Origin of the sequence: Kitasatospora sp. NPDC059722 (genome assembly GCF_042733235.1) — a bacterium.
Lineage (GTDB): Bacteria > Actinomycetota > Actinomycetes > Streptomycetales > Streptomycetaceae > Kitasatospora.
In genome coordinates this window covers 84,357-94,621 of sequence record NZ_JBHWGD010000030.1, presented here as the reverse complement: position 1 = coordinate 94,621, position 10,265 = coordinate 84,357, and the positions used below count along the sequence as shown (strand labels likewise).

The 10,265-nt window shown below is 69.9% G+C and carries 13 protein-coding genes and 1 pseudogene; 11 read left to right on the top strand and 3 right to left on the bottom strand.

The features are described 5' to 3' along the window. The 4 genes from ACFV4F_RS20685 to ACFV4F_RS20670 all read left to right on the top strand — a co-directional run. A partial coding sequence (locus ACFV4F_RS20685) for an alpha/beta fold hydrolase (RefSeq protein WP_380504321.1) occupies positions 1-1,754 on the top strand: 1,754 nt, incomplete at its 5' end. Between the two features lie 26 nt (positions 1,755-1,780). After that, positions 1,781-2,767 carry an ATP-binding cassette domain-containing protein gene (locus ACFV4F_RS20680; RefSeq protein WP_380436781.1) on the top strand — a complete coding sequence of 329 codons (987 nt, stop codon included), beginning with the start codon at positions 1,781-1,783 and terminating at the stop codon, positions 2,765-2,767. After that, entirely contained in the window at positions 2,764-3,558 is a 795-nt protein-coding gene (locus ACFV4F_RS20675; protein WP_380504318.1) for an ABC transporter permease, read from the top strand. The genes ACFV4F_RS20680 and ACFV4F_RS20675 overlap by 4 nt, the downstream gene beginning before the upstream one ends. Positions 3,559-3,809: 251 nt before the next feature. Then, a complete protein-coding gene (locus ACFV4F_RS20670; protein WP_380504315.1) occupies positions 3,810-4,481 on the top strand; it encodes an HAD family hydrolase in 672 nt (223 codons plus the stop codon). Positions 4,482-4,506: 25 nt separating this feature from the next. Here the strand turns inward: ACFV4F_RS20670 and ACFV4F_RS20665 are convergent, their stop codons facing one another. The 3 genes from ACFV4F_RS20665 to ACFV4F_RS20655 all read right to left on the bottom strand — a co-directional run bounded on the left by ACFV4F_RS20665 (position 4,507) and on the right by ACFV4F_RS20655 (position 6,513). Continuing rightward, complete coding sequence (locus ACFV4F_RS20665) at positions 4,507-4,974, bottom strand: NUDIX domain-containing protein (protein WP_380504312.1); 468 nt, start codon at positions 4,972-4,974, stop codon at positions 4,507-4,509. A 107-nt stretch (positions 4,975-5,081) separates the two neighbouring features. After that, a complete protein-coding gene (gene cyaB / locus ACFV4F_RS20660) occupies positions 5,082-5,648 on the bottom strand; it encodes a class IV adenylate cyclase (RefSeq protein ID WP_380504310.1) in 567 nt (188 codons plus the stop codon). Between the two features lie 13 nt (positions 5,649-5,661). Beyond that, positions 5,662-6,513: a helix-turn-helix domain-containing protein gene (locus ACFV4F_RS20655; RefSeq protein ID WP_380504307.1), complete on the bottom strand. Its 852-nt coding sequence runs from the start codon at positions 6,511-6,513 to the stop codon at positions 5,662-5,664. Positions 6,514-6,636: 123 nt separating this feature from the next. Between ACFV4F_RS20655 and ACFV4F_RS20650 the strand changes: the two genes are divergently transcribed. The 7 genes and pseudogenes from ACFV4F_RS20650 (at position 6,637) to tgmC (ending at position 10,101) form a co-directional block, all read left to right on the top strand. Next, positions 6,637-6,816 (top strand): hypothetical protein, encoded by a 180-nt coding sequence (locus tag ACFV4F_RS20650; protein WP_380504305.1) that lies wholly within the window; start codon positions 6,637-6,639, stop codon positions 6,814-6,816. Continuing rightward, on the top strand, positions 6,803-6,988 hold the full coding sequence (locus ACFV4F_RS20645; protein ID WP_380504302.1) for a hypothetical protein: 186 nt from the start codon (positions 6,803-6,805) through the stop codon (positions 6,986-6,988). The genes ACFV4F_RS20650 and ACFV4F_RS20645 overlap by 14 nt, the downstream gene beginning before the upstream one ends. Further along, entirely contained in the window at positions 6,975-7,166 is a 192-nt protein-coding gene (locus tag ACFV4F_RS20640; RefSeq protein ID WP_380504299.1) for a hypothetical protein, read from the top strand. The genes ACFV4F_RS20645 and ACFV4F_RS20640 overlap by 14 nt, the downstream gene beginning before the upstream one ends. Before the next feature lie 342 nt (positions 7,167-7,508). After that, on the top strand, positions 7,509-8,072 hold the full coding sequence (locus tag ACFV4F_RS20635; RefSeq protein ID WP_380504296.1) for a glycine-rich domain-containing protein: 564 nt from the start codon (positions 7,509-7,511) through the stop codon (positions 8,070-8,072). 35 nt (positions 8,073-8,107) lie between these two features. Further along, the gene (locus ACFV4F_RS20630; protein ID WP_380504294.1) at positions 8,108-8,335 is read left to right on the top strand and encodes a hypothetical protein; all 228 of its coding nucleotides are present in this window, start codon (positions 8,108-8,110) and stop codon (positions 8,333-8,335) included. A 417-nt stretch (positions 8,336-8,752) separates the two neighbouring features. Continuing rightward, a pseudogene (locus tag ACFV4F_RS20625) lies at positions 8,753-8,959 on the top strand (ATP-grasp ribosomal peptide maturase); the annotation flags it as partial. Next, the gene (tgmC, locus tag ACFV4F_RS20620) at positions 8,956-10,101 is read left to right on the top strand and encodes an ATP-grasp peptide maturase system methyltransferase (protein ID WP_380504292.1); all 1,146 of its coding nucleotides are present in this window, start codon (positions 8,956-8,958) and stop codon (positions 10,099-10,101) included. The pseudogene ACFV4F_RS20625 and the gene tgmC, both read left to right, overlap by 4 nt. The last annotated feature ends 164 nt before the right edge of the window (positions 10,102-10,265 follow it).

The following is a 10,265-nucleotide window of genomic DNA, read 5'->3' as shown; positions in this document are numbered from 1 at the left end:
CCACCTCCGCCGAACTCGTCGACCGCTGGGCCCCCGGCCGCCGCATGACCAACGCCTACGGCCCCACCGAATCCACCGTCGCCGCCACCATCTCCCAACCCCTGGAAGCCGGCACCGGCGTGCCCAGCATCGGCACCCCCATCCCCAACACACGCACCCTCATCCTCGACGAACACCTCCGACCCGTCCCGCCCGGCGTCCCCGGCGAGCTCTACCTCACCGGCCACGGCCTCGCCCGCGGCTACCTCGGCCGCCCCGCCCTCACCGCCGAACGCTTCACCGCCAACCCCCACGGCCCCGCCGGCACCCGCATGTACCGCACCGGCGACCTCGCCCGCTGGACCCCCGACGGACACCTCGACTACCTCGGCCGCACCGACGACCAAGTCAAAATCCGCGGCTTCCGCATCGAACTCGGCGAAATCGAAACCGTCCTCGGCACCCACCCCGCCGTCACCCAGAACGCCGTCGTCGTCCGCGAAGACCAGCCCGGCCTCAAGCGCCTCGTCGCCTACATCGTCCCCGCCACCCCCGGAACCCTCGACACCGAAGCCCTCCGCGCCCACCTCGCCGCCGCCCTGCCCGACTACATGGTCCCGTCCGCCTTCGTCACCCTCGACGCCCTCCCGCTGAGCGTCAACGGCAAGCTCGACCGCAAGCAACTCCCGGCCCCCGCAGCCGAGTCGGCGGCCAGCGCGCGCGGCCCGCGCTCGGCGCAGGAGGAGGTGCTGTGCGGCCTGTTCGCCGAGGTCCTGAAAGTGGACCGGGTGGGCATCGACGACAGCTTCTTCGAGCTGGGCGGCGACAGCATCACCTCCATCCAGCTGGTCAGCCGGATCCGGTCCGTCCTCGGCGTGAAGCTCGGCAACCGGGGCATCTTCGAGACGCCGACCGTCGCCCGCCTCGCCGAGAAGCTCGGCACCGGCCAGGACGGCGACGGCTTCGAGGTGCTGCTGCCGCTGCGCACCGGCGGCGACCGCCACCCGCTGTTCTGCATGCACGGCGCCGGCGGCCTCAGCTGGCCGTACTCGTCGCTCCTCAGGCACATCTCCGCCGAGTACCCGGTCTACGGCCTCCAGGCCCGCGGCCTGGACGGCAGGGACGCCCGCATCGCGACCAGCGTCGAGGAGATGGCCGCGGACTACGTCGAGCAGATCCGCGCGGTACAGCCCGAGGGGCCGTACCACCTGGTCGGCTGGTCCTTCGGCGGGCTGGTCGCGCACGAGGTGGCCACCCTGCTCGTCGAGCAGGGCGCCGAGGTCGCCCTGCTCGCCAACCTCGACCAGACCCCGTTCGACGAGTCCTGGACGACCGACGAGGGCTACACCAAGCCCACCGAACGGGACGTCCTGGAGACGCTGCTCGACTTCGTCGGCTACGACCTCGACGAGATCCGCTCCCGCCCCCTGGACCACCAGCGGGCGATGGAGCTGATCCGCGGCCGGGACAGCGCGCTCGGCAGCCTCTCGGAGCAGCACATCACCGCCTTCGTGAAGGTCGGTGTCAACAACCACGCGCTGAGCGACGGCTACCGGCCGCGCCGCTTCGACGGCGAGCTGCTGCTGTTCGTCTCGACGGTCGGCACCGACGACCCCGAGGCGCGGATCGCGGCCTCCGCGGCGGCCTGGCGGCCGCACGTGGCCGGCCGCATCACCACCCACCCGGTGCACGCGCACCACGGCCACCTGCTCCAGCCGGAGCCGGCGGCCGAGATCGGCCGCGTCCTGCTCGCCCGGCTGACCTCCGTCAACTGACCACCTCACACAGCAAAGGAGCCGTCATGGAAACGGCGATCTCGGCGGAGGGCCTCCGCAAGCGTTACGGCGACCACCAGGCGCTCGACGGCATCGACCTGGAGGTGCCGGCCGGCACCATCCTCGGGGTGCTCGGCCCCAACGGCGCCGGCAAGACCACCACCGTGCGCATCCTCACCACCCTGCTCGCGCCGGACGAGGGCCGGGCCACCATCGCCGGCTTCGACCTGCACACCCAGGCCAAGCAGATCCGCGCGAACGTCGGCCTCACCGGCCAGTACGCGGCCGTCGACGAGCGGCTCACCGGCCGCGAGAACCTCCAGCTGATCGGGCGCCTGCTGCGCCTCGGCCGGCGCGGCGCCAAGGCCAGGGCCGACGAGCTGCTGGAGAAGTTCGACCTGACGGCCGCGGCCGGGCGCCCGGCGAAGACGTACTCGGGCGGCATGCGCCGGCGCCTCGACCTGGCCGCGAGCCTGGTCGCCGCGCCGCCGGTGCTGTTCCTGGACGAGCCGACCACCGGGCTCGACCTGACCAGCCGGCTCGCGCTCTGGGACATGATCAACGAACAGGTCCGCAACGGCGTGACCGTCCTCCTCACCACCCAGTACCTGGAGGAGGCCGACCAGCTCGCCGACTCGATCGTGGTCATCGACAAGGGCGTCGTCATCGCCGACGGCACCCCGGACGAGCTCAAGCGCAAGGTCGGCGGCGAGCGCCTGGAGGTGTCGCTGGCCACGGCCGCCGACCTCGCCGACGCCACCCGGGTCCTGGCCGGGCTCGCCTCCGGCGAACCGAGCGTGGACGAGGACGCCCGGACGGTGTCGGTGCCGATGAGCGGCGGGGTGACCACCATCGCCGCCGCCGCCCAGGGCTTGCAGCAACTCGGCATCGAGCCGCAGGACTTCGCCGTCCGCCGGTCCTCGCTGGACGACGTCTTCCTCGCCCTCACCGGCAAGCAGGGCGCGGAGCCCGCTGCCGCCCCCGCCCAGTCCAAGGAGTTGCAGACAGCATGACCGAGGTGTTCAGCGACACGTTCGCGCTCGCGGGCCGCCAGATGCGGCACATCCGGCGGATGCCGGAGCAGCTCCTGGGCATCACCGTCATGCCGGTGGCGTTCGTCCTGGTCTTCGGGTACCTGTTCGGCAGCGCGATGCAGGTGCCGGGGCAGGGGGGCTACAAGGAATACATCATGGCGGGCATCTTCGCCCAGGTGATGCTGGCCAACCTGACCACCACGGCGGTCGGCGTGGTCGAGGACCTCAACAACGGTCTCGTGGACCGCTTCCGCGCTCTCCCCATCTCGCGCTCTTCGGTCCTCCTCGGCCGTACCGTCGCGGACCTCGTGCTGGTCTCGTGGACCTCCGCGATCATGGCACTGGTCGGCTACCTGATCGGCTGGCGGGCCCACAACGGGATCCTGCAGACACTGGCCGGCTTCGGGCTGCTGCTGCTGATGGGCTTCGTGATGTCGTGGGTGGGCGCGCTGGTCGGCCTCTCGCTGCGCAGCCCGGAGGCGGTGAGCGCACTCGCGGGCGTCGTGATGATGCCGCTGGCGTTCCTGTCGAACGCCTTCGTCCCGCCGCAGGGCCTGCCCGGCTGGATGCGGGTCGTCGTGGAGTGGAACCCGGTCAGCGCGGTGGTGTCGGCCGCCCGCGACCTCTTCGGCAACGACCGCGGGACGTCGGACGGCGCCTTCCCGTCCGACCACCCGATCCTCGCCGCCACGATCGTGATGGGCGTACTCCTGGCCATCGTCATCCCCCTGGCCGGCCGCGCCTACCAACGCGCCGCCGCCAAGCGCTGAGCCGTACGGCCGCGCCCCCGCTCGGCCCCGGCCGAGCGGGGGCGAATTGCTCTCAGGCAAGCCTGTACTGCCGGAATTCATGGGCCTTAGGTCCTCAAGGAACTTGATGCCGGCTGTACGTTCCATCGCACAGCCGGCATCAAACAGCCAGTTCCCGCGTCCCGCCGCCAGCAGGGCAGCACGAGGTTTTGGCACGCAGACATCGTGCGCGAGGCACCGGCAGGACGTCTTCTCCTCACTAGGCTGCGAGCATGACGACGATCAAGGCCGTGGTGTTCGATGTCGGCGAGTGCCTGGTCGACGAGACCCGGGAGTACGGCACCTGGGCAGACTGGCTGGGTGTGCCCAGACACACCTTCGTCGCCCAGTTCGGCGCCGTAATTGCCCAGGGCAGGGACTACCGCGAGACGTTCCAGATCTTCCGGCCCGGATTCGACCTGTACGAGGAACGCGAGCGGCGCGCGGCTGCCGGCCAGCCTGAATGGTTCGGCGAGGACGACATCTACCCGGATGTGAGGCCGGCGTTCGCTCGGCTCCGGGCAGACAGCCTATGGCTGGCGATCGCCGGCAATCAGACCACCCGGGCCGGCGGACTCCTGCGCGAATTGTTCACCACCGATGTCGACTTGATCGGCACCTCGGACGACTGGGGTGCTAGCAAGCCAGACCCACTGTTCTTCGAGCGGGTCGCCGAGGTGGCTCCAGCGGCCGCGAACGAGATCCTGTACGTCGGGGACAGGCTCGACAACGACGTCCTTCCCGCTCGCGCAGCCGGGATGCGAACGGCGCTGATCCGCCGGGGGCCATGGGGCTGGATCCACCAGAATCACCCGACCGCTGAACGGGCGACGTTCCGAATCCACTCGCTCGCGGAATTGCCCGAACTGATCGCCAAGTTCAACGCTGGAGCAAGTCGAGCGTGACCCTGCTTGAGCAGGGCGCGGCAGATCAACGCACGACCGGGATGTCTCCGGACCGCCAGTCGGACACCCGCTTGCGGACACTGGGCACCATCGGCAGCCCGTCCGTGTCGGCGGGGCTGAACCACGCCACTTCGTGGGACTCTTCCGAGATTCGGAGTTCGCCACCGACCGGGCGCCCGAGGAGACAGATGCTGAACTCCTGCCGGACCTCGCCGTCGTCGTAGGCGAGGACGCGCCCGGGGTTGGTGTAGGTGCCGACGATCCCGGTGATCTCGATGTGGATGCCGGTTTCCTCGTACGTCTCGCGGATGCCGCAGTCCGCGAGGGACTCGCCGATTTCCATCATGCCGCCGGGAAGACCCCACATCCCGTTGTCGGTGCGGCGCTGGAGGAGGATGCGGCCCGCCTCGTCGACCACGACCACCGATGCGGCCGGCACCAGGCTGTTCGCCTTGGGAGCGTTCGGATCGTTCTCGTAGTCACGCCTGGGCATGCTCCACCTCCGGGATCGTCCACACGTCGCCTGCGGAAGTCTCCTGCACGGAAGATGACCCGCTGAGTTTTGCGCCCCCGCTCGGCAGCGGCCGAGCGGGGGCGATGTCAGGCCGGACGAGCCGCCGAGACCGCGTCCGTGTAGAGCTCGGTCGTCAGGTCGTCCTCACCGATCCCGAGGTCGGTCAGCACTGCCCGGACGACGGCGAGCGCCGGCACGAGGTCGTCCCGCGTGGTCGCGGCGGTCTCGACTTCGATGAACGTGGCGTTCAGCTCCGGCACCCTGACGAGCGTGGCGAGCAAGTGCCGCCCGTCCCGCTTGAAGTCGTAGTTGCGGCACCGCTTCTCGAACCGGATTCGCGGGGTGAACCCGAGGCCCTTGACGATCTCGTGGGCAGCATCGGCGTCCTCAACCTGCGTCTCGTGTTCGGGCTTCGATCCGGATGCCTCGTCGACGCGGGCGCCTTTGTAGGTGAGAACGGTCCGGGTGTCGTCAGGCCCGTGAACAGTGCGGATCCGGAGTTCGCGGTCTTCGCCCATCAGGCTGCCGTCAGGGGCGTCGTAGTAGGTGTCCTGGTAGACCTCTGCGCGGCCGACGCCGTACTGATCTCCCAACTGCTTGATGACCGCCTCGGGGTCGCGAACAACCGCCTTGAGCTCCGCCTCGATCGCCATTCCGGTCCCTTCGTCAGATCACGCGCTCAGCGCCGTCCAGCAACACCTCGAACTGCCGTCTCCAGCCCCTGTACAGGGGCCCGCTGGGAGTGGGCAGCACCTTATACGTTGCCGACTCGTGCCCTTCCCAATCCGCATCGAAGGTCCCGACGTAGAGAGTGCGATCCAGCCTGATGATTCGCCAAACAGGGACAGAGCCGTACCGGTACACCTCGACGTTCCCGACCTCGCCCAGCTCACGAAGCCGAGCCTCGGCAAGGAGAATTCCGCTGGCGAGGGATTCGGCCGACTCGCCGATTTCGGTGGCCCGGCGCACTGCCGCGGGCGAGTGCGGGTCGAGGAGGAGCACGCGCAGGCGGGGTGTCGTGTCGCCGTCACGGTCGAGGTGCTGTCGCAGCAGCGAATTGCTGAGGGCGAGCAGACCCAGCCCCCGTACGGCGAGTACGTCCAACTCGGCCGCAGACCGGGCTGCGCGCTGCACCTCGGCGGCGGCCGAGGTCTGGTCGCTGTAGACCCTGACGATCTCGGGGAACGCGGCCAGGTCGAATGCGGTCCCAGACGTGCGTTGGCCCTCGGTCCTGGGTGCGAGCCCCAGCAGGCGTCGCGCGGAGTCGGGCAGGTTGAGGCCATCGGCGATGCGCTCGAAGACGTCGAGCCGGCTGACCTCTCGACGCCCATTGATGATCTCGTTGACGCGGCTCTGGGTCATGCCGGTCTGAGTCGCGATGCGGGCCTGACTGGCACCACTGTGGTGCTGGACGTATCGGAACAGTGCGGCAACGTCCCGGCGACGGAGAGCCTCCCGGACCTCTTCGTTCTGCCATGCGAGATCCGGAAGTCTGATCGGCTCCAACGCGGTTCCCATGGCCCAAGCCTCCGCCCTCAGCAATGCATCTCACTGTGAGATTACCCTCTGGATATCGCTCTTGACGTTGCGTCAAACAACGATTGTCGGGTGACCATCGCGCCTGAAGGACATGGAGCAACCATGGCGACTGCCGAGCGCGCCCCCGATGCCCCGGCCGCACTGATCTCCGCGCGCCGCAATGACGACATGAAAGGACCGGCCAAGGGGCCCCATCGGCTCCCGGATCCTTACCGCTACACGCCCTCGATGCGGGAGCACGAGAATCGCACCCACGAGGAGGGGCGCCGTGACTGCGGCTGAAGCGAAGCCCCAGCCAAAGTGCACCGTGTGCGCGGCGTTCGACCGCATCGCGGATGCGGAGATGCGTAGGAAGTACCCGGAGGCCCGGCTGCCCGGCGTGTTGGCGGAACTCGAAAAGATCCGCGCCCGGCACATGGGGGCGTGCAGGGCGGTGGCCGATGTCCCTGCGTGAGATCGCGATGCGCAAGCAAGAACCCGCCGCCGACGCTGACGAATGTCCCTCCTGCCTCTGGTTCGACGACCTCGAACGCCAGCACACCGAGCATCCGACCATCCGGCGCAAGGTCGCCAAATGGCGTGCCCTGCACCTGGAGCACGATGAATGCCTGGCGGCGCGCGATGACGGATAAACCGGAGAACCCGCTCCCGCCCTGGACCAACTTCCTTGGCGGGCCCGTCCGGTACGAAGACATCGAGGAAGCCGGGCCGGCCACGCCGCCCCTCGAACCGGCGGCCGAATCGCCGACTCTCCAACGGCTTCGTGCCGAAGTCCGCAAGATCAACCGCCGCTACTGGCGGCCCTGAGCCATTCCAGTCTCCGTCGAACCTCCGCCCACGGAGTAGCCCAAACAGACTCCCGCCCCGGCCGTCATCCCTGGCAGGCAGCCGACCGGAGCGGGTCCCGCAACACCGAACGGACCGGGGCGTCGTCCGACGCCCCGGGAACCCCTCAGTGTGAGGAGAGCTCCAGTATGACCACTCCCGAACCGGCCCTGTCGCCGGCGCCGCCCTCCCCCGGCCCGATGCTCCCGGTGGACCCGGTTTCGCTCGTCACCGCGAAGACGTTCGGGGCCGTCGTGTGCACCGTGCTCGACAACAACCCCGGAATGCCGGACGACACCGCCAAGCGCATCGTCACCGAAGCGCTCAAGTTCGTCGCCACCGCCCGCACGTTCCCCACCGTACGCATCACGCCGTCCACCGTCGTCGACGAGGGGTGGCACGCCCTCATCCTCCACACCCGCCCGTACGCCGACCTGTGCGCCCGGCTCGGCGGGTTCGTCCACCACTACCCCGAGCGCCCCGACCCGTCGCGGCACGACCCGGACGCCCTCGCACGGACCGCCGCCCTGATCGAGGAGGCCGGGTACACCCCGGACCACGAACTGTGGACCGGTCCCACCCACGCCATGGTGGCCGTGGCCGCTCAGTGCTCCCACACCCCCATCCCCGGCGGATGCGGACCCATCAACCCCGGAGGGTGCGCTTCACACTGCAACGGCGGAGGTGGAGGCGGAGGCGGCGAAGGCAGCTAGCCTGAACCTCACCCAACACGGAGAGGGCGGGACGCATGGACAAGGTCGAAGCCCAACAGGTAGCCAACACACTCCGCCGCCTGGGGATTCGGGGAATCGTCTCTCCTCAAGACCTGGGCAACCCGGACGGGCACTGGCGGGTCTACGACGGCACTGACCCCGTCACCCGGCGGGACATCACCGACGAAGCACTAGCGATCATCAGAGGCATGTCCCGTAAGACCGGTCCGACGCGAGGATTCATCGTCCCCACCTCCCGGTAGCCCCGTAACAGCCCCGTCCGGCAAGTCCGGACGGGGCCTCTCCGAACGCAAGCGCGTACCGGCCGCGCACCGACACCACCGACTCCAGGTCCGACGCACCCCGGGCGCACCGTCCCCGCCGCAGTGATCGTGATAGGCACACTCCGCGCCATCGTCATCCCCCTCTCCGGCCGCGCCTACCAACGCGCCGCCAAGCGCTGAGCCCCTATGCCTGCTCCCGCTCGGCTCCGGCCGAGCGGGAGCAATCAGCGAAAGGGCCGCGCCGCAGTGCTGCCGCCCGCGACCACGCGGGGCGTACTCGTCCCGAGCGTCGAACGGACGGTAGTTGACGACGGGACCACCGGCCCGGACAAGAACGGCGGCACACCCGAGGCACCAGGCATGCGGCGGCTCCGTGTCGAGGTCTTCGATCACACCCCGACGCCGGGCATCACGGAGGCCCTGCACACCTACCTCGCCCACTTCGGGTTGGTCTTCGGCGCTTTCGACTTCGCGGTGGACCGGCAGGGCCGATGGTGGTTCCTGGAGTGCAACCCGTCCGGTCAGTGGTACTGGCTGGAGCCCGAGACCGGTCTGCCGATGCTCACGGCGATGGCCGACCTGCTGGAGAGGAAGACCGGATGACCCCGACCACCGGCGACAGCACCCGCCTCCGCCGCGAACTCGCCGACAGCCTGGCCGAGCGTGGGTTCCTGCGGACCGAGCCGTGGCGCAAGGCCGTGGAGGCCGTGCCCCGGGAGGAGTTCCTGCGCGGCGGCTTCTTCGACGTCGTCCCCGGCTCCGCGCCGACCGCCTGGGCGCCCGTCTTGCCCGACTCGCCGGGCTGGCTCGGACAGTGCTACCGGGACGAATCCCTGGTCACCCAGGTCGCCGGAACGATCGTGCCCGGCGACCTGCGGGGCGAGATCATGCGGGCCCCCACGTCCTCCAGCACCATGCCGAACCTGGTCGTGCGTATGTGGGAGAACCTCCAGGTCGAGGACGGCCACCGGGTCCTCGAAGCGGGCACCGGCACCGGTTACTCCACGGCGCTGGGCTGCCACCGCCTCGGCGACGGTCAGATCGTCTCCGTCGAGGTCGACCCGGAGGTCTCCGCGCGGGCCGGGATCTCGCTGGGGGCGTGCGGCTTCTTCCCCGAGCTCGTCGTCGGTGACGCCCTGACCGGCCACGCCGACGTCCGCCCGTTCGACCGGGTCATCGCCACCTGCGGCGTCCTCGCCATCCCGCCCGCGTGGATCGAGCAGACGAAACCGGGAGGGCTGATCCTGGCCACCGTGTGCGGCTGGATGTACTCCTCCGAACTCGCCCGACTCACCGTCCGGAAGGACGGCACCGCTCAAGGGCGCTTCCTGAACGGGCAGATCTCGTTCATGCTCGCCCGTCCTCACCTGCCTCCGCCGCTCGGGCTGCTGCCCGATCTGAACATCGGAGACGAACGCGGCGCCGTCCACGGGGCGGACGTCCTGGACGACTGGACGGCCCGCTTCGTCGCCCAGGTGGCAGCCCCGAGGTCCCAGAAGATCACGCTGAATGTCAACGGCCGGGATCAGCACGTCCTCATCGACGTCGAGGCCGGCGCCTGGGCAGTACTCACCCGGGACGGCGAGAAGTGGACCGTTCGCCAGGGCGGGCCGGCCCGCCTCTGGGACGCCGTCGAGGAACACCTGACGCGGTGGCTCACCGACGGCTCGCCGTCCCTGGACCGCTTCGAGATCACCGTCACCCCGGACGGCCAGACGATCACCTGGCCACGCCGACCGAGCTGAGGCGGGCCGCCGGACCCGTATCCCCGGTCGGCTGATTCCTGCGGCTTCGGCCCGATGAGAGGGCCCCGGGGGCCCGGGGGGGCCCCGGGGGGGGGGGGCCCGCCCCCCAAAACACCCCCAGGGGTGTGGGGGGGGGGAAAGGGGGAGACCCCCCCCCACCACAC